Genomic DNA, 22,305 nt, shown 5'->3' with positions numbered 1-22,305 from the left:
GTCACGGCTTGCGCCCCACGCCGGCCACCCCGGCGAACCCCGCCACCGGGACGGGGGCGGCCGGTCCGTCCACGGGAACGTCGCCCGGGTCGGGCCGCCACAGCGGCATGGGCACCAGGCCCGGCTCGACCATGGCGAAGCCCTCGAAGAACCGCGTCACTTCGCGGTGGTCGCGGGTGCACAGCGGCGATCCGATGGTGCGGTAGACGTGCTGCACCTTCTTCACCTTCTCCCCTTCCCCGGGTTTCGCCCGCCCGGCGTCGGTCGATGCGTGGGTGAGGACGAGGAGGCTGCCGGGGGCGAGGGCGTCGCGCAGCTCGGCCACGACCGCCCGGGGATCGTCCTCGTCCGCCACGAAGTGCAGGACGGCGACGAGGAGCAGGGCGACGGGCCGGTCCAGGTCGAGGAGGCCGCAGACCTCGCCGCTGCGCAGGATCTCGGCCGGTTTGCGCAGGTCCGCGGAGAGGACGCCGGCCCGTTCGTTGTCCGCCAGGACCGCCCGGCTGTGGGCGACCGCGACCGGGTCGTGGTCGACGTAGACCACCCGGCTCGCGGGGTCGGCCTCCTGGGCGACCTCGTGGACGCTGCCGAAGGTGGGGATGCCCGAGCCGATGTCGAGGAACTGCGTCACGCCCCGGCCGACGGCGTACCGCACGGCGCGGCGCATGAACGCCCGGTTGGCCTGCATGATCTTCGGAATGCCGGGGAACGCCCGGATGACGCGCCGTCCGGCCTCGCGGTCGACCTCGAAGTTGTGCGAGCCGCCCAGGTAGTAGTCGTAGATGCGGGACACGCTCGGCACGGACAGGTCGATGCCCTGGGGGGCCCAGCCGGGACGCTCCATCACTCTGTCTCTCCAGCTCATCGCAGGGGGTGTAGAGGGGTCTGAGCAGAGGCTACTGATCGTTCGTTCGAATGGTAGAAGCAAGCGGAAATAGGCGGTCCGCATGTGACCGCCATTCCCTCTTCGACTCCAGCAGGTCTGCGGTTCGGCGTCGTTCAAAACCACTCGTTCGCGTGAGATGCGTCTCTGTTTGCCGCAGCAGATGATTCCGTCTTCGCGCTCGCGCGCCGGCCACCGCGTCGGCGCGCACCCCTCCGTCCGCCCGGCCCGTACGGAACGGGACCATGTCTCGCATTATTGATCACATCATTGCCGACTACAGCAAATGATCATGGAGCACCGCCCCCTGCGCAAGGGGCGCGTCCCGGTTCACGAGGGCGCGCGGACGCGCGGCGGGGACCGCCCCGGGCGTCTGACGCCGGGAATGCGGCCCCTGTCGCTACCTGTGATGCGAGGGTGAGGTTTACGGCGTCTCCCCGGAGGACATTACGTCCACCGCCCCGGCGTCCACGGCCGCGTTCCGCGGATGACCGGGGTCGAGGAACCACCGCCGGGCCGAGACCAGCCACCACAGCCCCGCCGAGCCGAGCACCACGGCCACCGCCACGGGCGCGTAGTTGAAGGTCTCCAGGGTGACGGGGCGCACCTGCGGCAGCATGAACAGCACGGTGATGACGGCCACCCAGCCGACCGCCACGCACCCCACCGGCCGCGACCAGCGGCCCAAGTGCCAGGGCCCGCGCTCGAACCGCCCGCCCAGCCGCAGCCGCAGGAAGGTGGGGATCACATACGCGATGGACAGTCCGATGGTGGCGATGCTGGTGACGGCCGCGTACGCGGTGGTGTTGATCAGGTACGGCAGGCCCAGCACGAACGCTCCCCCGGCCGCGAGCCACACCGCGTTGGCCGGTGTGCGGGTGCCGGGGTCGAGCCGGCGCCAGACACGCGAGAACGGCAGCGCGCCGTCGCGCGAGAAGGCGTAGATCATCCGGGAGTTGGCGGTGACCGACGCCATCCCGCAGAACAGCTGCGCCCCGATGATCACCAGCAGCAGCGCCTTGCCGGCCCCCGCCCCCAGCGCGTCCAGCAGGATCTGGGCCGGCGGCACCCCGGTGGGCGAGGCCAGCGCGGCCGGATAGCTGCCGATGGCGAACGTCACCGCGAGCAGCAGCACGAACCCCGCGATCCACGACGTCCAGATGGACCGGACGATGCCGCGCGGCCCGGCGACGGCGGCGTCCCGGGTCTCCTCGGTCATGTGCGCGGAGGCGTCGTAACCGGTGAAGGTGTACTGGGCCATCAGCAGGGAGAGCAGCCCCACGTACGCCCCCGAGTCCCAGCCCGTCTCGTTGACGAACCGCCCGAAGACGAACGACGCCGACTGGTGCCGGTCGGGGACGACGGCCAGCGCGACGGCGATGACGAGCACGCCGACGACGTGCCACCACACGCTGACGCCGTTGAGCACGGCCACGATCCGCACGCCGAAGGTGTTCAGCACCGCGTGCAGCAGGAGGATGGCGCCGAACAGGGCGATGGTGTGGCCGGGGGTGGCCGCCAGGCCGAACTGCAGGTCCAGATAGGCGTTGAGGAACGAGGCCGCGCCGAAGTCCACCCCGGCGGTCACCCCGATCTGCCCGAGGACGTTGAACCAGCCGGTGAACCAGGCCCACGCCGCCCGGCTGCGCTCCGGCGCCATGCGGTGCGCCCAGAAGTACAGCCCGCCGCTGGTCGGATAGGTGGAGCAGACCTCAGCCATGGCCATCCCCACGAACAGGGTCATCAGGCCGACCCCGACCCACCCCCAGGAGATCATCACCGGACCGCCGGTGGTGAGCCCGTAGCCGTACATCGTCATGCAGCCGGACAGGACCGAGACGATGGTGAACGACACGGCGAAGTTCGCGAACCCGCTCATACTGCGGGCCAGGGTCTGCCGGTAGCCGAGTTCGGCCAGGCGCTCCTCGTCGGACGGGGCGTCGTGGGGCACGGGCACCTCTCCCTCGCTCGGTTCCGCCCCTCGCCGGATTTTGCCAGAGGCATGACAATCGATCGATGCCCACGACCGCGGGCCGTACACCGTCCGGGGCCGGACAGCCGCTGACGGACGCTACTGGATCCCGAGTTGCCGCAGCACCTTGCGCTGCTCCGCCGAGAGGGAGAGCGGGAAGTAGAGGTAACACACGCCCCCGGAACCGCTCTTGACCTTGCCCTGGGCGTCGTGCCGCTTGGTCCGCAGCCAGATGTTCTCGAACTGCCGCCGTTTGTAGACCCGTTGGACGGCGTCGTTCGACGGCGCCGCCGGGTCGTTGGCGACCACGTCCCCGGCGCGCGTGAAGCCGACGACGCACATCAGGTGCCCGGCCGTGCCGTAGCCCGCGCCGTCGAGCTCCGCGGCGAGGAAGGACTGCGAGGTGATCACCGGGATGCCGGCCCGGATCAGCCGCTCGGCGTCGTTCAGGGAGCGCAGCCGGGTCACCACGCCCTGGAGATCCTGGTAGGTGGCGGCGTAGGCGGCGTTGAACGGCCAGTTGCCGCACCCTTTGTACTGGTAGTCGTAGGTCATGCGGGCCGCGTGGCAGACCTGCGGGTCGGCGTAGTCGGGGTTCACCCAGGCGAGGTCCGCCGGGGTGGGCCGGCGGCCCCAGTGCTCGACGACCATCTGCGAGGAGGTCGGACTGCACCACGCCTCGCCGCCGTTGTCGTACTCCGGGTACTGCCCCTTGTGGATCTCCTGCGAGTAGCGCGGCACGGTCAGCCGGTGCCCCGCCCCCTCCCCCGGCCGCGAGGCGGGCACGGTGAAGCGGTCCGGGATGTCGGACCCCATCGCGCCCAGCCGCCAGACCACGGGCGTGAGCGAGGTACCCGGCCGCCGGAAGAGCGTCAGGCGCAGGGTGTACGAGGCGATGCGGACCCCCGCGCCGGGCTCGACGGCGAGGGTGTCCGTGGACACCGAGCTCTTCCCGTCCTTCTGCCCGTCCACGGACGTGCGCCGGATGTCGCCCTTCGCGTCCCCCGAGGTCCAGCGGCCCATCACATACCAGGGGCTGTGGCCGCGGTCGGTGTAGGCGGCCCGCGCCTCGGCCTGGATCCAGGTGCCCGCCGGGGTGCGGGCGTTCCAGGAGACGACGAGCTCGGTCGCGGGGGCGGCGAGGGTACGGGTCGGCGAGACCCAGGTGGCGTACTCCCAGCGGGACTTGGCGCCGCCGGCGTGCGGGTCGGCGTACTCCAGGGTGCCGGCGGGGCGGTCGATCGCGAGCCCCGGGCGACGGTCGGGGCGGGCCCGGGTGCCGTTGTGCCGCCCGCCCTTCCAGTCGGCGAGGGCGGCCCAGGCGTGATAATCGATCACCCCGGAGGGCACCCGCCCCCCGGGCGCCGCGAGACCGACGGCCTCGTCGGACAACGAGGCGGCCGCGGCGACGGCGAGGGCGGCGGTGAGGACGGTACGTCTGCTGGACATGGCGTGATCTCCCGATCTCCCGCAGGGACGGAGCACCACTATCCCGGGTACGGACGGGCGGGGGCCAGCACTGTGAAGGGTGTTGCCCCGGGCACGGAATCCAGCCCGTCCGGCGTTTGAGGACAGCGCCCGAAGGGCGCTTCGGGGTCCAGGGGCGGAGCCCCGGTGGGGGCGCAAGGGGCGCAGCCCCCGCTCACCGCGCGGAGCGCGGTGCCGGGCCGAGGGGCGGAGCCCCGGAAGAAACGGTGAAAGGGCGGGCCAGGGGCAAATCCCCCCACCCGTAGGGTGGACACGTGCACGACCGCAACCCCGTCACCCCCCTCACCCCCCTCGCCAAAAAACTCCGCACCCTCCCCCCCTCCCTCGGCCCCACCCGCCTCATCGCCATCGACGGCCACGCCGGCTCCGGCAAGACCACCTTCGCCGCCCGCCTCGCCCAGGCCCTCGGCGACGACACCCCCGTCCTCCACCTGGACGACCTCGCGACCCACGACGAGCTGTTCGAATGGACGGACCGCCTGACGCGCTGGGTCCTGGACCCGCTCTCCCGCGGCGAGACCGCCCACTACCGCACCTACGACTGGGTGACCCGCCGCTTCGACGAGGAAGGCGAACTCCCCCCGGCCCCCGTCGTCCTGCTGGAAGGCGTGGGCGCGGGCCGCCGCGCCCTGCGCCCCCACCTCGCGTGCCTCCTGTGGATGGAGTTGCCCCGCGAGGACTCCTGGGACAGGGGTCAACTCCGCGACGGTCCGGAGCAGGCCGATTTCTGGGACGGGTGGATGCGGGCGGAGCACGCGCATTTCGCGGCGGATCCCACGCGCCCGTACGCCGAACTCCTGGTGTACCAGGGAGACATGGGGTACGAGTGGCTGCCGGGACCCCACGTGACCGACTGAACCCCGCCCATCCCTACGCTCCGTAGCCGAATCCGGCGGCGCCGGAAGGCGACGTGTGTCCGATACCCACCCCCGCCCGCAACGCGGCTTGACCCCGGGGCCGTACAGGTCTTACGTTCTGAATGAGCGGCCCGGCAAAGCCGCTTGTGGACACGAAGCCCCCGGTTGTTCCCCCGTGACCGGGGGCTTCGTACTGCCTCCGACCGACCGTTCCGGGCGTTTTGCCCGTTCTCCACCCCCGCCGTACCGACCGGCGCACATCACCCGCCGTAATCGGATCGCGGAGCGCGCCCCGACCGCCCGGCGCCTCCCCCGCCCACCTGAACGACTTGCGGCACCCTACGGCCGACGCCGATCGCGCAGGTACGATGCGAGTCGGCGCATCCGTCGTCGGCGGGCGCCGGCAACACTGGTCAACTCCCGCCCACAGAACAGTGGTTCGAATGAAGCGGCCGGGTATTCCGCCCGGCGGCACCGCACGGGGGCAGGGTTCGTGGGGGATGCGATGGACTTCGGCACACAGGGCCCGCCCGCCCCGGCAGATCTCGCCTGGCTGCGCGGCGTCGACGCCTGCACGATGGGCGCCTACGCCCAGGCCGAGGAGGAGTTCCGGACGGCGGTGCGCATCGACCCCGGCATGGCCGACGCCTGGCTCGGCCTGCACGCGCTGCGCGCCGAGACGTCCACCGCGCTGCTGCGCATGTACCGCCACCGCGAGCGGTTCGGCCAGCAGCGCTCCCGGCACCGGCGCGCGCTCAACTCCTGGTACTGGCTGGGCTGGTGGGTCCAGCCCGTCCTGGAGACGCGCCGCGACCTGCTGCTCGCGCACGCCTCCCACTGGCTCGACGGCCGTCACGTGCCCGAGCTGGACCGGGCGCTCGCCGAGTGCCCGCCGGTCGACGCGGACCCGCAGGTCCGCTTCCTGCACGCGTGCCGCGCCTACCTGGTCAAGGACTGGGAGCAGCTCGTCCGGCACACCGAACCCTTACTCGACGACTCCCTGCTCGGCATCGAGGCCGGGCTGTTCGGCGGCATGGCACGGGTGCGCCTGGAGATGTACGGACAGGCCGAACCGCTGCTCGCCACCGCGCTGATGCGCTGCCGCAGCGAGCAGCCGCAGCGCAAGGAGCTGCGCTACTGGCTGGCCCGGGCGCACGAGGGCACCGGGCGCAGCGCCGCGGCGCTCCCCCTCTACCGCGCCGTGCACCGGGTGGACCCCACGTTCATGGACACCTCGGCCCGGCTGACGGCCATCTCCGCCGGCGACGGGCTGGACGACCACACGGACATGACCGGTCCGCTGCCCCTGACCGGCGGCGGTCCGGAAGGCGGGGAGGCGACCGGCGCCGCGGGGGACCCGGAGGAGCGCACGGCCGACGTCCTCACCGGGACGGGTCCGGCCCCGGCCGCTCCCGTTCCGCCGCCGCCCGTGGTGGCCGACGGGCCGCGGGAGAAGGCCCGCGTGCCCGCCCAGCCGTCGGCACCGCCCGTGCCCGGCCCCTCGGACCCGGCCCTCCTCGCGAAGGCCCTGGACGAGCTGGAGCGGATGGTCGGCCTGGACCCGGTCAAGCGCCAGGTGCGGGCGCTGTCGGCGCAGTTGCGCATGGCCCGGCTGCGGGCGGGCCAGGGGCTGCCCGTCCAGCCGCCCAAGCGTCACTTCGTCTTCTCCGGCCCCTCCGGCACCGGCAAGACCACGGTGGCCCGGATCCTCGGCCGGGTCTTCTACGCCCTCGGGCTGCTCGGCGGGGACCACCTGGTCGAGGCCCAGCGGGCGGACCTGGTCGGCGAGTTCCTCGGCCAGACCGCGGTCAAGGCGAACGAGCTGATCGATTCCGCGCTGGGCGGGGTGCTCTTCGTGGACGAGGCGTACAGCCTCTCCAACTCCGGCTACAGCAAGGGCGACGCGTACGGCGACGAGGCGCTCCAGGTGCTGCTCAAACGCGCCGAGGACAACCGCGACCGGCTGGTGGTGATCCTGGCCGGCTACCCGGAGGGCATGGACCGCCTCCTCGCCACCAACCCCGGTCTGGGCTCCCGCTTCACGACCCGGGTGGACTTCCCCAGCTACCGGCCGACCGAACTCACGGCGATCGGCGAGGTGCTGGCGGGCGAGAACGGGGACGCGTGGGACGAGGAGGCCCTGGACGAACTCCGCTCGATCAGCGCCCATGTCGTCGCCCAGGGCTGGATCGACGAACTGGGCAACGGCCGCTTCCTGCGCACCTTGTACGAGAAGAGCTGCGCGTACCGGGACTTGCGGCTGTCGGGGTACGCGGGCACCCCGTCCAGGGACGATCTGGCGACGCTCCGCCTGCCGGACCTGATGCAGGCGTACGGCGAGGTGCTGTCCGGGCGGGGGCCCGGGTAGGGGTTTTGCCCCCGCCCCGCCCTTTCACCGTTGCTGAATTTCAGCCCGTCCGGCGCTTGAGGACAATGCGGCGAAGCCGCATTGCACCCCGCGCGGAGCGCGCGAGAAACCGGAGGCACCCCCTCTGGGGGAGAAAGGGCGGGGTGGGGGCAAACTACCCCGAGACCACCTCCCGGTCACGCGGCACGGGCACCACCGCGTCCGCCTCCGCCGACGCAGACGCGGTCGCGGACGCCGACGAAGACGCGGACGCGGACGCGGACGCGACCCCAACTCCCCGATGGGAAGGATCCCGCACCTCCCCCACCAGCATCTCCAGCACATCCTCCAGCGCCACCAGCCCCAGCACCTTCCCCGACGCGTCCGCGACCGCCGCCAGATGCGCGGCGGCCCGCCGCATCACCGTCAGCGCGTCGTCGAGCGGCAGCTCGGCCCGGAGGGTCTCGACCCGCCGCCAGACGTGCTGCGGCACGGGCCGCTCCCGGTCCTCCAGGTCGAGGACGTCCTTGACGTGCACGTAGCCCATGACGCCGCCGCCCGGCGCGCACACCGGGAAGCGGGAGTACCCCGTGCGCACGGTCAGTTCCTCGACCTCCCGCGGCGTGACCGACGTCGTGACCGTCACCAGCGAGGCCGGGTCCAGCAGGACGTCCGTGACGGGCCGGCTGCCCAGCTCCAGCGCGTCCTCCAGCCGCTCCTGCTCGGCCGGTTCGAGCAGCCCCGCCTGGCGGGAGTCCTCCACCAGGTGCGTCAGCTGCTCACTGGTGAACACCGCCTCGACCTCGTCCTTGGGCTCGACCCGGAAGAGCCGGAGCACCCCTGTCGCGCAGGCGCCCAGCAGCCGGGTCACCGGCCGGCACAGCCGGGCGAAGGCGACCAGGCCGGGGCCCAGCCACAGGGCCGCCCGGTCGGGGGCGGACATGGCGAGGTTCTTGGGCACCATCTCGCCGATGACCAGGTGCAGGAAGACCACCAGGGCCAGCGCGATGACGTAGCCCAGCGGGTGGATGAGCCCGGCGGGCAGCCCCGCCGCGTGGAAGACCGGCTCCAGCAGCTCGGCGACGGTCGGTTCGGCGACCGCGCCGAGCGTCAGCGAGCAGACGGTGATGCCGAACTGGGCGGCCGCCATCATCTGCGGCAGGTTCTCCAGGCCGGTCAGCACGGTCCGGGCCCGCCCGGAACCCTCCGCGGCCCGCGGTTCGATCTGGCTGCGCCGCACGGAGACGAGCGCGAACTCGGCGCCCACGAAGAACCCGTTGGCGAGCACCAGCAGCACGGCGAAGAGGAGTTGCAGCACGCTCATCGCGCCTCACCCGCCACAGCACTCACGGCACTCGCAGCGCCCACAGGAACGACCCGCGTGAAGCGGACCCGTTCGGCCCGGTGGTGGCCCACCCGGCGCACCGACAGCCGCCAGCCGTCCGGCAGTTCGGCCCGGTCGCCGGGGACGGGGATGCGTCCCAGCAGGTCCGCGACGAGGCCGGCGACGGTCTCGTAGGGCCCGTCCGGCGCGCCGAGCCCGATGCGCCGCAGGGCGTCGACACGGCAGCCGCCGTCCGCCTCCCAGACCGCGCGGCCGTCCTCGCAGGGCAGCGGGACGAGGTCCGGGCGGGCGGCGTCCGCGTGGTCGTGCTCGTCGCGGACCTCGCCGACGAGCTCCTCGACGATGTCCTCCAGGGTGACCACCCCGGCCGTGCCGCCGTACTCGTCGACGACCACGGCTATCGGCTGCTCGCTGCGCAGCTGCTCCAGCAGCGGCTGCACGGGCAGGCTCTGCGGGACGAGCATCGGGGCGACGGCGATCCGGGTCACCGGGGTGCGCAGCCGCTCCTCGCCCGGGACGGCCAGCGCGTCCTTGAGGTGGACCATGCCGACGACCTCGTCCAGCCGCTCGCGGTAGACGGGGAAGCGCGACAGGCCCGTGGCGCGGGTGAGGTTGAGGACGTCCTGCGCGGTGGCGCCCGCCTGCAGGGCGCTGACCCTCACCCGCGGGGTCATCACCTGCTGCGCGGTGAGGTCGCCCAGCGAGAGCGTGCGGACGAACAGGTCGGCGGTGTCCTGCTCCAGGGCGCCGGCGCGGGCCGAGTGCCGGGCGAGCGAGACGAGTTCGCCGGGGGTGCGGGCCGAGGCCAGCTCCTCGGCGGGCTCCACGCCCATGGCCCTCACGAGCCGGTTGGCGACCGCGTTCAGCAGGGTGATCACCGGCCGGAAGAAGTGGGAGAAGAGGCTCTGCGGGCGGGCGACGAAGCGCGCGACCTGCAACGGCCGGGAGACCGCCCAGTTCTTGGGCACGAGCTCGCCGATGACCATCTGCACGGCGGAGGCCGCCAGCATGCCGGTCACGACGGCGGCGCCCGCCGCGACGCCCGACGGCAGCCCGGTCGCCCCGAGGGGGCCGGTGAGCAGCCGCCCGAGGGCCGGCTCGGCGAGCATGCCCACCACCAAGGAGGTGATGGTGATGCCCAGTTGGGTGCCGGAGAGCTGGAAGGAGAGTTCGCGCAGGGCCGCCACGACGGTCCGGGCGCGGGGGTCGCCGCTCGCCGCGGCCCGCTCGGCCTCCGGCTTCCCGACGGTCACCAGGCCGAACTCGGCGGCGACGAAGAAGCCGTTGGCGAGGATCAGGAGCAGTGCCGCCGCCAGGAGCAGCAGCGAAACGGTGATGCTCATCGCGCCGCCTCGCCCTGGTGGGCAGCGGCGCAGGTACTACAGGACGGTCCGTCCATCCCGGAGGGGATCACTCCTCGGTTCGCAGGTGTCCCGCGGGCCGTGCGATGGGCACGGCCGGGTGTGCGGGGCGGGGCGGGTATGTGCCCGTGGCACCAGAGTAATCAAGGAATCCGGGTCGGGGGCGGCCGACGGCCCTCAGGTCGTGACCCGTCCGGTGCCGTGCTCGGCGACGAGCGCGTTCAGGGCGCGCGCGTCGGCGATGGCCTTCTCCTTGGCGATGCCGGTCTGAATGCCCATGGCGGGCAGGGACGTTCCGTCGGCGAGGTCGAGGTGGACCCAGGAGTCGCCGGGCCGGAGATTGACCCGGACGATCTCCGCCCAGGCCAGCCTCCGCACGGTGGTGAGGTTCACCACGGTGACGCCCTCCGGCGTGGCGACCACCTTCGGGCGGCTGAGCAGGGCGAGGACGCCCAGGCCCAGCAGCCCGGTGCCGATGAAGGTGGCGCGGTCCCCCGCGGTGAACGCTGTCAGCAGGAACGACATCACCGTGAGCACGGCGACGAGCGCGAAGCCGATGCCCAGCAGCACCACCCGGGTGCGGGTGGGGCGGAAGGTGACGGGGAGGGAGGTCGTCGCGGGGACGGTGCCGGTCACGGTGATGTGGCTCTTCCGGGCTCAGAGGCGGCAGGCGTGGATGCCGGTGGTCAGGATGGCGCGGGCGCCCAGCTCATAGAGCTCGTCCATGATCCGCTGGGCGTCCTTGGCCGGGACCATCGAGCGGACAGCCACCCAGCCCTCGTGGTGCAGCGGGGAGACGGTGGGCGACTCCAGGCCGGGGGTGAGCGCGACGGCGCGCTCGACGTGCTCGACGCGGATGTCGTAGTCCATCATCACGTAGCGGCGGGCGACCAGGACGCCCTGCATGCGGCGGAGGAACTGCTGGACCTTGGGGTCGTCGGCCGGCGCGCCGGCGCGGCGGATGACGACGGCCTCGGACTCCAGGATCGGCTCGCCGATGATCTCCAGCCCGGCGTTGCGCAGGGTGGTGCCGGTCTCGACGACGTCGGCGATGACCTGGGCGACGCCGAGCTGGATGGCGGTCTCGACGGCGCCGTCGAGGTGGACGACGTCGGCGTCCACGCCGTGGTCGGCCAGGTGCTTGGTGACCAGGCCGGCGAAAGAGGTGGCGATGGTCATGCCGCCGAACTCGGAGACGTCCTCGGCCGTGCCCGGGCGGGTGGCGTAGCGGAACGTCGAGCCGGCGAAGCCGAGCTGCATGATCTCCTCGGCCCGGGAGCCGGAGTCCAGCAGCAGGTCGCGGCCGGTGATGCCGATGTCGAGCTTGCCGGAGCCGACGTAGACGGCGATGTCGCGGGGGCGCAGGAAGAAGAACTCGACCTCGTTGGCGGAGTCCACGAGGACCAGTTCCCTGCGGTCCTTGCGCTGCCGGTAACCGGCCTCATGGAGCATCTCCGACGCAGGCTCGGAGAGAGAACCCTTGTTGGGGACGGCGATGCGCAGCATGAGGTCGGTTTCCTTAGAACGTCGGAGTGATGAGAGATGAGGGGCCTGGGGCGGATCAGAGATGGGAGTAGACGTCGTCGAGCGAGATGCCGCGGGCGATCATCATCACCTGAAGGTGGTAGAGGAGCTGGGAGATCTCCTCGGCCGTCGCGTCGGCGCCCTCGTACTCGGCGGCCATCCACACCTCGGCCGCCTCCTCGACGACCTTCTTGCCGATGGCATGGACCCCCTTGCCCACCAGTTCCGCGGTGCGGGAGGTGGCGGGGTCGCCGGTGGCCTTCTGCTGGAGCTCGGCGAAGAGCTCCTCGAACGTCTTCCTGTCCATGGTGGTCCTACCCTACGGTGTCCGCTCCCCCGCTCAGTGCCAGGGCTCGGAGAGGGAGCGCAGGACGACGGCCGTGGCGACGGCGGCGGTGACCGCCTCGTGGCCCTTGTCCTCGGACGAACCGTCGAGTCCGGCCCGGTCCAGCGCCTGCGCCTCGTCGTCGCAGGTGAGGACGCCGAAGCCGACGGGCACCCCGGTGTCGGCGGACACCTGGGTCAGGCCCTGGGTGACGCCCTGGCACACATAGTCGAAGTGGGGGGTGCCGCCGCGGATGACCACGCCGAGGGCGACGACGGCGTCGTAGCCGCGCCCGGCGAGCACCTTGGCGGCCACCGGCAGCTCCCAGCTGCCGGGGACGCGCAGCAGCGTCGGCTCGTCGATGCCGAGCTCGTGCAGGGCGCGCAGGGCCCCGTCGACGAGGCCGTCCATGACCTTCTCGTGCCACTGGGCGGCGACCACGGCCACCCGGAGGCTCTGACAGTTCTTCACACTCAGCTGGGGGGCGCCCTTGCCGCTCACGTTGCTCCTCGGGATGCCGATGTCGGGCTGGTCACTGGTTACCGGTAACCGGTCACTGGTTGCCGCAGGGGGACACCTGGCCGTCCTCCAGCCAGGGCAGGTCGTGTCCCATCCGGTCCCGCTTGGTCCGCAGGTACCGCAGATTGTGCTCGCCCGCCGCCACGGGCATCGGCTCCCGGCCGGAAATCTTGATGCCGTGCTGCTCCAGGGCGATGGTCTTGTCGGGGTTGTTGGTCATCAGCCGTACCGAGCTCACGCCGAGGTCGGTGAGCATCTGCGCGCCGGCGGCGTAGTCGCGGGCGTCCGCCGGGAGGCCGAGTTCGAGGTTGGCGTCGAGCGTGTCGTGGCCGGCCTCCTGGAGCTCGTAGGCCCGCAGTTTGGACAGCAGCCCGATGCCGCGCCCCTCGTGGCCGCGGAGGTAGACGACCACGCCGCGGCCCTCGTCGGCGATCCGCTCCAGGGACGCCTCCAGCTGGGGCCCGCAGTCACAGCGCAGCGAGCCGAAGACGTCACCGGTCAGGCACTCGGAGTGGACGCGCACCAGGACGTCCTCGCCGTCGCCGAGGTCCCCGGCGACCAGGGCGACGTGCTCGACGCCGTCGCGGACGGAGCGGTAGCCGTGCGCCGTGAACTCGCCGAAGGCGGTGGGCAGCCGGGTGCTGGCCTCCCGCCGGACGGTGGGCCCGGCGGACTTCAGGTAGCTGATCAGGTCCTCGATGGAGATGATCGACAGGCCGTGCTTGCGGGCGAACGGGACCAGTTCGGGCAGCCGCAGCATCCGGCCGTCCTCCCCGGCGATCTCCACGATCGCGGCGGCGGGGCGCAGTCCGGCCAGCCGCGCGAGGTCGCAGCCGGCCTCGGTGTGTCCCGCGCGGGTGAGGACGCCGCCGGGCCTGGCCCGCAGCGGGAAGATGTGGCCGGGGCGGACGAAGTCGCCGGGCTCGCTGTCGGCGGACGCCAGCAGCCGGATGGTGGTGGCGCGGTCGGCGGCGGAGATGCCGGTGCCGACGCCGTGCGCGGGGCCCGCGTCGACCGTGACGGTGAAGGCGGTGCGCATGGTGTCGGTGTTCTTCTCGACCATCTGCGGCAGTTCGAGGCGGTCGATGTCCTCGGCCTCCATCGGCATGCAGATCAGGCCGCGGCACTGGCTCATCATGAAGGCGACGATCTCGGTGGTGGCCAGTTCGGCGGCGACGACGAGGTCGCCCTCGTTCTCCCGGCTCTCGTCGTCCACCACGATGACGGGCCGGCCTGCCGCGATGTCGGCGATGGCGCGCTCGACCGGGTCGAGGGTCAGGTCATCGGCCGGGAGCGGGCTCTGCGGGGCGGTCATGCGGTCACTCCTTGGTGCTCGGTGGGGAAGGTGCCGGGGCCTCAGGCGGCCCGGGAGAGGACCCGTTCGGGGGCCGGGGCGGCGCGGTCGGCGGCGCGGGAGCGCAGCCACCAGTCGCGCAGTCCCCACAGGACGATGACGAGGTAGACGACGTAGACCAGGCCGGCGAAGGCGAGGCCGCTGGAGAAGGCGAGCGGGATGCCGACCGCGTCCACGAGCAGCCAGGCGAACCAGAACTCGACGAGCCCGCGGGCCTGGGCGACCATCGCGCCGAGGGTGCCGACGAAAATGTACGCGTCCGGCCAGGGGTTCCACGACAGTTGGGGCACGGCGGTGAAGAGCGCGCCCACGGCGAGCGTGCCCACGGCGGTGCCGCCCAGCAGCACGGCCCGTTCGCGCCAGGTGGCGAAGCGTACGGTCAGGTGGCCGCCCCCGTTGTCGCGCCGGCCCCGCTGCCACTGCCGCCAGCCCCACAGGGCGACGCCGATGACCAGGAGCTGCTTGCCCACCCCGCCGCCCAGGTGCGCGGTGGCGTAGGCGGTGACGAGGATGACGCCGGCGAGGAACTGGGCGGGCCAGGTCCAGATGGAGCGCCGCCAGCCGAGGGCGAGCGCCCCCATGCCGATGGTGTTGCCGATCATGTCGGACCAGATGACGTGCTGGCCGAGGGCGGTGAACGCCTCGTCGCCCAGCCAGGACAGCGCGCTCATGCCCGTTCCCCCGTCCCGGCCCGGTGCCCCAGCAGCCTCTCCGTGTACTTGGCGAGGACATCGACCTCGAGGTTGACCGGGTCGCCGGTCTTCTTGATGCCCAGGGTGGTGAGGGCGAGCGTGGTGGGGATGAGGCTGACGGTGAACCAGTCGTCGCCGGCCTCCACGACGGTGAGGCTGATGCCGTCGACGGTGATGGAGCCCTTGTCCACGACGTAGCGGGCGAGGCCGTCCGGCAGCGAGATCCGCACGGTCTCCCAGTGCTCGCCGGGCACCCGTCCGGTGATGGTGCCGGTGCCGTCCACGTGCCCCTGGACGAGGTGTCCGCCGAGCCGCCCGCCCAGCGCCATGGGCCGCTCCAGGTTGACGCGCGAACCGGGGACGAGCGCGCCCAGGCTGGAGCGGTCGAGGGTCTCGGCCATGACGTCGGCGGTGAACTCGCCGTCGGCGGTGGTGACCACGGTCAGGCACACACCGTTGACCGCGATCGAGTCGCCGTGCCCGGCGTCCTCGGTGACCAGCGGCCCGCGCAGCCGCAACCGCGCGGAGTCGCCGCGGCGTTCGACGGCGACGACCTCACCGAGTTCTTCGACGATTCCGGTGAACACTTCTCAGTTCTCCTCTGGGGCGGTGGCGGGGGCGCTGGGCACAGCGGTGATGCGCAGGTCGGGGCCGAGCCGGGCGACGTCGGTGACGTCCAGGCGCAGCGCCTGCGCGATGGTGCCGATGCCGGCGTCGCCGAGGGCGGCCGGCCCGGCGCCGAGCAGGGCGGGGGCGAGGTAGCCGACGACGCGGTCCACGGCGCCGGCCGCCAGGAAGGCGCCGGCCAGCCGGGGGCCGCCCTCCAGCAGGACGGAGCGCACGCCGCGGCCGTGCAACTCGGCGAGCAGGGCGGTGACGTCGATGCCGGAGGGGCCGGCGGGCAGCCGGGCGATATCGGTGCCGGGCCGCAGGTGCCCGGTGCCGGCCCCGTCGCCGACGGCGATCAGGGTCGGGGCCGCGTCGTCGAGGACGCGGGCGGTCGGGCGGACGGTGGCGTGGGTGTCCATGACGACGCGCAGCGGCTGGGTGGCCCCGTCCCGGCCACGGACGGCCAGGTGCGGGTCGTCGGCGCGCAGGGTGCCGGAGCCGACGACGACGGCGTCGGCCTCGGCGCGCAGCCGGTGGACGTCGGCGCGGGACTCGGCGGAGGTGATCCAGCGGCTGGTGCCGTCGGCGGCGGCGCTGCGGCCGTCGAGGGTGGCGGCGTACTTCCACAGGACGAAGGGGCGGCCGCGCAGGACGGAGGTGAGCCAGGCGGCGTTCCCGCCCGCGGCCTCGTCGGCGAGGAGTCCGCCTTCGGTGTCCACCCCGGCCGCCGCGAGGGTGGCCGCGCCGCCGCCGGCGGCGGGGTTGGGATCGGCCACGGCGTAGACGACGCGGGCAAGGCCCGCGGCGATCAGCGCCTGGGCACAGGGGCCGGTGCGGCCGGTGTGGTTGCAGGGCTCCAGCGTGACGACGGCGGTGCCGCCCCGGACGTCGTGGCCGGCCGCGGCCGCCGCGTGGAGCGCCTCGATCTCGGCGTGCGCCGCTCCGGCGCGCCGGTGCCAGCCCTCGCCGACGACGCGGCCGGCGGCGTCGAGCAGGACGCAGCCGACGACGGGATTGGGGCTCGTGGAACCGAGGGCGCGCGCGGCGAGCGCTACGGCGCGTCGCATCGCGTCTGCTTCGGTCGCGGTGGCCACCGGGGTCCTCCTGCCTCTTGGGCGTGGACTCCGGGGCGGTCGTCAGGGGACGACGAAAAGCGGGACGAACGCTGGCGGATCCTCCTGGCCCGTCACGAAAGCGCCCCTTCGAGGGGAGCCTCCGCACGGCCACGGCGGGATGCCGGTGCCTGCCCGCCGCGCACTGCCTCCCATCCGGACTTTAACCGTCGGTCCAGGAATTTCACCTGGTCAACCGGCCGCTGGCTGCGGGCGGGTCGCGGACTGTAACCGCCGGTTCGGACTTTCACCGACCCCGGAGTGCGCTGCGTGATGTGATCTTGTCTCGTGTGTGCGGGCCGCGGGTTGATTGAACCTTCACAGCTCCGACGCGTCCGAGCGTACGCCGGACCGCGGCGCGGTGTCCACGGCACTTGACAGAGCGTGTGGCAGGTCACTCGGCCGCCGCGTACGGTGCTCGCAGGGGCCGCGACGTCGGGGCGGAGCAGGGGGAGGCGGGGATGGACGGCACCGGAGGAACGGAGGGGACGGCTCCGCGCCGGGCCCGGCGGGCCGTGGCCCTGGTGTTCGCCGTCCACGGGGCGGTCACCGGGAACTTCGCCACCCGCATCCCGTGGATCCGGGACCATCTCTCCCTGGAACCGGGCGAGTTGGGGATCGCCCTGGCCTTCCCGGCGATCGGTGCCGCGCTGGCGATGCCGCTCGCCGGCCGGGTGACCCACCGCCTCGGCTCCCGTTCGGCACTGCGCCTGCTGCTCGCGCTGTGGTGCGCGTCCCTGGCGCTGCCGGCCCTCTCCCCCGCGTTCCCGGTGCTCTGCGCGGCACTGCTGGCGTACGGGGCGGCGTCGGGCCTGGCGGACGTCGCCATGAACGCGCTGGGCGTGGAGACGGAGGAGCGGATCGGCCGTCCGATCATGTCCGGACTGCACGGGATGTGGAGCGCCGGGGCGCTGGCCGGCTCGGCGGCGGGCACGCTCGCGGCCCACGCCGGCACCGACGCCCGGCCGCACCTGGGCGTCGCCGCCGCCGTGCTGACCGTACTGGGCGCCGTCGTCTGCGCCGGGGTGCTGGACCTGCGCCCCCGGGCGGAGGAGCACCCGCCGCCACGGTTCGCCCGGCCGCCGCGCGCCGCGCTCGTCATCGGGGCCGTCGGGTTCTGCGCGGTCTTCGCCGAGGGGGCGAGCCTGGAGTGGTCCGCGGTCTACCTGCGGGACGTCATCGGCTCGGGGGCGGGCCTCGCGGCCGCCTGCACCACGGCGTTCTCCTGCGCGATGGCGGTGGCCCGGTTCGCCGGGGACGCGGCGGTGCGCCGGTTCGGCCCGGTGCGGACCGTGCGGTCGGGCGGGGTGCTGGCGTGCGCCGGGGGCCTGGCCGTGGTCACCGCCCCGCACGCCGTGCTCGCCATCGCCGGCTTCGCCCTGCTGGGCCTGGGGATCGCGGTGGTCGTCCCGCTGGCGTTCGCCGCGGCGGCCCGCAGCGGGCCCGAGCCCAGCCAGGCCATCGCCGGGGTCGCGACGATCACCTATACGTCCGGCCTGATCGCCCCGTCGGCCATCGGCCAGGTCGCCGACGCCACCTCCCTGACCGTCTCGTTCGGGCTGGTGACCGTCCTGGCCGCGCTGCTGGCGGCCGCCGCGGGCGCGTTGCGCGTACCGGCCGCCGGTTCCGCCGGGCGTTCCCGGAGCGTTCCGGCGACGAAGGGCTGACCGCACGCCACCGCGGGCCGCGGGACCGGGAGTTCCGGTCGCACGGCCCGCGGTGGAAGGGGGGACGTCAGAGGGCGAGCGTGGGATCAGAGGCTGATGCCCAGCAGGTTGAAGGAGTTGCGGCAGTGCCCGCCGCCGTGACCCCAGCCACCGCCGTGACCCCAGCCTCCACCGTGGCCCCAGCCACCGTGGCCGCCGTGGCCGCCGTGGCCCCAGCCGTCGTTCCAGCCGTCGCAGTCGCGACCGCGGTGCTTCCAGCCGCCGTCGCAGTCGTCACGGCCCCAGCCACCGTGGTGACCCCAGCCGCCACGGTCGCAGTCCCGGTCCCAGCCACCACGGTGGTGGCCGCCACCGTGGCCCCAACCGCCCCAGCCTCCGGACCAGATGTTGATGTGGCCCCAGCCACCGTGGCCCCAACCGCCGTGGCCGCCGTGGCCCCAGCCACCGCGGTCGCAGTCCCGGTCCCAGCCGCCGTGGTGACCCCAGCCGCCACGGTCGCAGTCCCGGTCGCGCCAGCGGTCGCGGTCGCAGTCCCGGTCACGGTCGCGGTGGTGGCGGCCCTTGTCGCAGTCCCGGTCGCGGTCACGGTCGCGGCCCTTGTCCCTGTCACGGCCCTTGTCGCGGTCACGGCCCTTGTCACGGTCCCGGTCGCGGTCGCGGTCACGGCCGTGGTCGTCGTCCCAGCTCACCGCCTTCGGCACGGACGGGGACTGGGGCGCGGCCATGGCCGCCCCGGCAGCCGGAACGATGACGCCCGCGGCGAGAACCGCGGCGACCGCTGAGCGGCCGACGAGCTTACGCATGTATGTCTCCTGGTTTGCAGGAAATCGGACAACTCACGCTTACCTCTCACCGACCGGGGATCAGCCGGGGCGACCGGGCATACAGCCTTACGAGGTGTTAATTGCGCCGATCGCAGCAGCCCCTCCCGCACCGCGCCGGGCCGAGACGTCGTACGGGGCACTCCTCACGCCCGCTTAACATGATTCGGATCACCACATCGAGCACATTTGGAGCAGTCATGGGCCTCGGCGTGCGCTGGACCCTGCACGGCGACGGGCGCACTCCCGCACCCGGGGCGGTCGTCAGGCCGGACGAACGGCTTTCCTGGCCCCGGACCGCGGGTCTCGGCGCACAGCACGTGGTCGCCATGTTCGGGGCGTCGTTCGTCGCTCCGGGAGTGCATTACTGACCTCCGTCCCTGGGGTAGAGGACTTTCGTCCCGGAGCTGCGGGTGCAAACGGCACCTACGTTCGAGGACGTGCACATCATGGCCCCTGCTCCAGCCCCCATACGCCTGCGCCCCGCGCAGGACGAGAGCATCCCCGAGACCTTTAAACGCAAGAAGCGCGGGATCATCTACGTCCGCGTCTCCACCGCCAGGGCCGACATGATCAGCCCGGAGCTTCAGATCGGGCATGCACAGAAGCTTGCGGATGCGAACGATATCGAGGTAACCCTCGAACCGATCATGGACCTCGGAGAGTCCGGTCGGGAGTTCGAAGACCGGGCCATCAACCAGATCAAGGAGATGGCCCGGAACAAAGAGTTCGACGTGCTGATCTTGTGGATCTGGTCGCGCTTCGGCCGGAACCTCAAGGAGTCCCTTCAGCACCTGGACGACCTCCTTGCCTACGGCATCGAGGTCCGGGCCGCGCACGAAGACTTCGACGGCAAGACGACCATCGGTCGCTTCGCCATCGCTCAGATGCTCAACATCGCCGAGCTGGAGTCCAACCAGAAGTCGGACATGTGGAAGGCGACCATCGAGCGCCGGAAGAACCACGGTCTTCCACATGGCTCGGCGGCACGCGGCAAGTTTGGGTACTACCGCTGCGATACCTGCCCTCCGCCCGAGCCGGGCAAGCCGATGGACAAGTGCCCGAAGTGCAAGGAAGGCATCCTCAAGATCGACCCCCTGACGGGCCCGATCTTGGCCAGGCTCTACCTGGACTACGTGGCCGGCGTCTCCGTGCGCAGCATGGTTCTCTGGCTGCGCATGAAGGGGATCGTGAACTGGACCGGTCGCGAGATCGATGCCGGGGACCTCTATTCGATCTTGGACACCGGCTTCGGGCTCGGCTTCGTCCGGTACTCGCTGCCCGAGGAGCTGTACACGGTGATCACCCGTGAGGACGGGACCACCAAGACGAAGCGGAAGAGTGCGCATCGCGACATCACCGCGTACCTGTACTACCGGGGCAAGCACCAGGCCGTCTTCGAAGACGAAGTCGAGTGCGAGCGCATCTGGGACGCGTACGTCGAAAGGCGTCTCAAGGGCAAGGACCACGACGACAAGGGGCACAGCCACGCGGCCAAGTACCAGGTGTCCGGGGTGCTCACCTGCTCGGGGTGCGGGTACGGCATGCACTCGATGCTTCGAGCGAAGAAGCAGCAGAAGCCATGGGTGGACGGGAAGCCGCATCCCGGTGACGTGCTCTTCCGGTGCACGAGGCACATGAAATTCAAGGACTGCCCCGGCGGAGGTGTGTACGTCACTCTCGAAACGGCGGAGCGAGCAGTCCTGGCGTTCCTCAGCCAGCAGGTGGCCAGCGATCCGGCCGGGGCAGAGAGCCTGCCTGTGCGGATGGCTGCGGTCCAGGCCAAGGGCAGCACTACGGTCTCGGACGAGCTGAAGCGGCTGGAAGAGATCAAGGTGGCCCTGGCCGCGATCCGCCAGAAGGAGGACAAGCTCACCGACTCCGTGCTGGAGGAGACGATCAGCAAGGAGGCCGCTCGGCGGAGGCGCGCAGAGTACGAAACGCAGAAGAGCGCTCTCCGCGAGGAGAGCGCTCTTCTGGAGAAGAAGATCAAGGAGAGGCCGAAGATCATCGCCAGGCCGGAGGCGGCGGCAGTCGCCTCGGCGATGGAAGTGTACGCGGTGGCTGAGCCGGGAGATCAGCGGCTGATCCTGCGGGCTCTGATCCGTGAGGTTCGGGTCCACCGTGGTCGAGACCCGGAGACGAAGTGCACGGTGTGGCCGCTGTGGGTGGCGCCTCCACCGAAGCCAAAGGATCTTGAAATGGCTGCCTAAGGGTTGTCCCGTAACTGCTGGTCACGGGTGAGATGATCTTGGTGTGGCTGGTGTGATCACGGCGTCGGAGCCGTCCTGGATAGCCCCGTTCACCGGGCTGAGCCGGCTCAACGAGCCGACCAGCCTCAAGTGACACCACATGGATCACGCGACACTAGCGGCTGCGACCCTTTAGGAGCGAGTCCTACGCGGTCTATGCGGCTGAACCACTGCGGTCTATCTGGGCCGTGGTTCCTGGCCCTGTCGGAGTCTTGCTCTTTCCGACACCCAGAACATTACGCAGGTCGAGGTTACTGGTCAACTTTGGGGGGCGTGACGTGGGTCACATCTCTCATTTTTTATTGATTTCTTAGAGGGAATGCGCGCGCACGCGCTAAATAAGATTAACAAGCCAGCCGCGTCAAGATCCAACCGAGTGACATACGTCTCCCTTGGGTATTTCGACGTGAATTAATGAATTAATTCCCGAGGCGTGATCCCGCTCACTCATTTATTAATTCATTCAGCACTTACGCCCGGGGGTAATGCCCACATTCTTTCATTCAGGACCCGCCGCGGGGCCCGTTCTCCGGCCATGTACGGGTATGAAGGTTCAGCTCGCCCCGCCGGCGCCGCTCGTACGGCGAACCAAGGGGGGAGCGCAGGCCGGCACGGGGTATCACAGTGTGGCGCAGGCCGGCCAGGCGCGCCGTTTCCGCTGCGACGGACGCATGAATGAATTAATCGAAGGGCTGACCCGTGACCTTCGGCACTCTTCCGCTCCTCGGCGTCCAGGAAACGGCCAAAGGACACCGACATCTACTGTGTAGGGGGTCCTCTATACACAAGAGCGGCCCCCACAAAGAGGGACGCTCTGATGTTTCTTTCAGTAGTCGCTAGTTCGCCGTGGCCTTCGCATAGGCTTCGCGAATCTCTGCCGGCATCCGGCCGCGATCGTTGACCGAGTACCCATTCTCCTTCGCCCAGGCCCGGATAGCAGCAGTGTCCTAGCTCGGGCGAGGAGCCGTTGCCCGACCCGTCTTCTTTCCCCTGCCCTGCTTGCGAGCAGCATTTACAAACGGGACCGAATGCCTGAAGCATCTGCTCGTAGCTATCCGGGGCGAGGTCGATTTCGTAGGCGACTCCGTCGATGAAGAAGGTGTGCGTCTGCGCCTCCCGCGTCTCCTCTCCAGTCAGGTCGTCGGTGTAGATGGTGATGATCTTCTGGGCCGTGCGG

18 protein-coding genes, 2 pseudogenes and 1 riboswitch are annotated in these 22,305 nt (G+C 71.6%); of the genes and pseudogenes, 5 read left to right on the top strand and 15 right to left on the bottom strand.

Going from position 1 to position 22,305, the window contains the following annotated elements:
- Window position 1: 1 nt before the first annotated feature.
- The 3 genes from I5Q34_RS22055 to I5Q34_RS22045 all read right to left on the bottom strand — a co-directional run bounded on the left by I5Q34_RS22055 (window position 2) and on the right by I5Q34_RS22045 (window position 4,304).
- Window positions 2-844 carry an SAM-dependent methyltransferase gene (locus tag I5Q34_RS22055; protein WP_199894316.1) on the bottom strand — a complete coding sequence of 281 codons (843 nt, stop codon included), beginning with the start codon at window positions 842-844 and terminating at the stop codon, window positions 2-4.
- 463 nt (window positions 845-1,307) lie between these two features.
- Entirely contained in the window at window positions 1,308-2,834 is a 1,527-nt protein-coding gene (locus tag I5Q34_RS22050) for an amino acid permease (protein ID WP_277965390.1), read from the bottom strand.
- Between the two features lie 120 nt (window positions 2,835-2,954).
- Complete coding sequence (locus I5Q34_RS22045) at window positions 2,955-4,304, bottom strand: peptidase C39 family protein (RefSeq protein ID WP_199894023.1); 1,350 nt, start codon at window positions 4,302-4,304, stop codon at window positions 2,955-2,957.
- Window positions 4,305-4,597: 293 nt separating this feature from the next.
- Here I5Q34_RS22045 and I5Q34_RS22040 point away from each other — a divergent pair, with 293 nt between their 5' ends.
- Both I5Q34_RS22040 and I5Q34_RS22035 read left to right on the top strand, forming a co-directional pair.
- The gene (locus I5Q34_RS22040; RefSeq protein WP_199894022.1) at window positions 4,598-5,200 is read left to right on the top strand and encodes a uridine kinase; all 603 of its coding nucleotides are present in this window, start codon (window positions 4,598-4,600) and stop codon (window positions 5,198-5,200) included.
- A gap of 505 nt (window positions 5,201-5,705) precedes the next feature.
- Complete coding sequence (locus I5Q34_RS22035) at window positions 5,706-7,568, top strand: AAA family ATPase (protein ID WP_199894021.1); 1,863 nt, start codon at window positions 5,706-5,708, stop codon at window positions 7,566-7,568.
- Between the two features lie 154 nt (window positions 7,569-7,722).
- Here I5Q34_RS22035 and I5Q34_RS22030 read toward each other — a convergent pair whose 3' ends face one another.
- The 10 genes from I5Q34_RS22030 to ribD all read right to left on the bottom strand — a co-directional run bounded on the left by I5Q34_RS22030 (window position 7,723) and on the right by ribD (window position 16,370).
- The gene (locus tag I5Q34_RS22030) at window positions 7,723-8,871 is read right to left on the bottom strand and encodes a hemolysin family protein (protein WP_199894020.1); all 1,149 of its coding nucleotides are present in this window, start codon (window positions 8,869-8,871) and stop codon (window positions 7,723-7,725) included.
- Window positions 8,868-10,229: a hemolysin family protein gene (locus tag I5Q34_RS22025; protein WP_199894314.1), complete on the bottom strand. Its 1,362-nt coding sequence runs from the start codon at window positions 10,227-10,229 to the stop codon at window positions 8,868-8,870. The genes I5Q34_RS22030 and I5Q34_RS22025 overlap by 4 nt, the downstream gene beginning before the upstream one ends.
- 201 nt (window positions 10,230-10,430) lie before the next feature.
- On the bottom strand, window positions 10,431-10,895 hold the full coding sequence (locus I5Q34_RS22020) for a PH domain-containing protein (protein ID WP_199894313.1): 465 nt from the start codon (window positions 10,893-10,895) through the stop codon (window positions 10,431-10,433).
- A 15-nt stretch (window positions 10,896-10,910) separates the two neighbouring features.
- Window positions 10,911-11,759, bottom strand: a complete 849-nt coding sequence (hisG, locus tag I5Q34_RS22015) for an ATP phosphoribosyltransferase (protein ID WP_199894019.1) — start codon at window positions 11,757-11,759, stop codon at window positions 10,911-10,913.
- Window positions 11,760-11,814: 55 nt separating this feature from the next.
- A complete protein-coding gene (locus I5Q34_RS22010) occupies window positions 11,815-12,084 on the bottom strand; it encodes a phosphoribosyl-ATP diphosphatase (protein ID WP_049718447.1) in 270 nt (89 codons plus the stop codon).
- A gap of 33 nt (window positions 12,085-12,117) precedes the next feature.
- Window positions 12,118-12,603, bottom strand: coding sequence for a 6,7-dimethyl-8-ribityllumazine synthase (ribH, locus tag I5Q34_RS22005; RefSeq protein WP_199894018.1), 486 nt, complete (start codon window positions 12,601-12,603; stop codon window positions 12,118-12,120).
- A 52-nt stretch (window positions 12,604-12,655) separates the two neighbouring features.
- Window positions 12,656-13,936 carry a bifunctional 3,4-dihydroxy-2-butanone-4-phosphate synthase/GTP cyclohydrolase II gene (locus tag I5Q34_RS22000; RefSeq protein WP_199894017.1) on the bottom strand — a complete coding sequence of 427 codons (1,281 nt, stop codon included), beginning with the start codon at window positions 13,934-13,936 and terminating at the stop codon, window positions 12,656-12,658.
- 41 nt (window positions 13,937-13,977) lie between these two features.
- Complete coding sequence (locus I5Q34_RS21995; protein WP_199894016.1) at window positions 13,978-14,646, bottom strand: nicotinamide mononucleotide transporter family protein; 669 nt, start codon at window positions 14,644-14,646, stop codon at window positions 13,978-13,980.
- Window positions 14,643-15,254, bottom strand: coding sequence for a riboflavin synthase (locus I5Q34_RS21990; protein ID WP_199894015.1), 612 nt, complete (start codon window positions 15,252-15,254; stop codon window positions 14,643-14,645). Before I5Q34_RS21990 ends, I5Q34_RS21995 begins: the two co-directional genes overlap by 4 nt.
- Window positions 15,255-15,257: 3 nt before the next feature.
- Window positions 15,258-16,370, bottom strand: a complete 1,113-nt coding sequence (gene ribD, locus I5Q34_RS21985) for a bifunctional diaminohydroxyphosphoribosylaminopyrimidine deaminase/5-amino-6-(5-phosphoribosylamino)uracil reductase RibD (protein ID WP_277965388.1) — start codon at window positions 16,368-16,370, stop codon at window positions 15,258-15,260.
- Window positions 16,371-16,526: 156 nt separating this feature from the next.
- A riboswitch (FMN riboswitch) is annotated at window positions 16,527-16,657 on the bottom strand.
- Between the two features lie 192 nt (window positions 16,658-16,849).
- On the opposite strand from ribD, the gene I5Q34_RS21980 reads away from it, so the two are divergent.
- Window positions 16,850-18,055 carry an MFS transporter gene (locus I5Q34_RS21980; protein ID WP_199894014.1) on the top strand — a complete coding sequence of 402 codons (1,206 nt, stop codon included), beginning with the start codon at window positions 16,850-16,852 and terminating at the stop codon, window positions 18,053-18,055.
- Between the two features lie 86 nt (window positions 18,056-18,141).
- Here I5Q34_RS21980 and I5Q34_RS21975 read toward each other — a convergent pair whose 3' ends face one another.
- A complete protein-coding gene (locus tag I5Q34_RS21975) occupies window positions 18,142-18,858 on the bottom strand; it encodes a hypothetical protein (RefSeq protein WP_199894013.1) in 717 nt (238 codons plus the stop codon).
- Window positions 18,859-19,037: 179 nt separating this feature from the next.
- Here I5Q34_RS21975 and I5Q34_RS34915 point away from each other — a divergent pair.
- A pseudogene (locus tag I5Q34_RS34915) lies at window positions 19,038-19,232 on the top strand (hypothetical protein); the annotation flags it as partial.
- Between the two features lie 93 nt (window positions 19,233-19,325).
- Window positions 19,326-21,089 carry a recombinase family protein gene (locus I5Q34_RS21970; RefSeq protein WP_234429367.1) on the top strand — a complete coding sequence of 588 codons (1,764 nt, stop codon included), beginning with the start codon at window positions 19,326-19,328 and terminating at the stop codon, window positions 21,087-21,089.
- Between the two features lie 875 nt (window positions 21,090-21,964).
- Here the strand turns inward: I5Q34_RS21970 and I5Q34_RS21965 are convergent.
- A pseudogene (locus I5Q34_RS21965) lies at window positions 21,965-22,289 on the bottom strand (Lsr2 family protein).
- Window positions 22,290-22,305: the final 16 nt, after the last annotated feature.

The organism is Streptomyces sp. AV19 (genome assembly GCF_015999245.1).
Lineage (GTDB): Bacteria > Actinomycetota > Actinomycetes > Streptomycetales > Streptomycetaceae > Streptomyces.
This window is presented reverse-complemented; position numbering and strand designations above follow the sequence as displayed.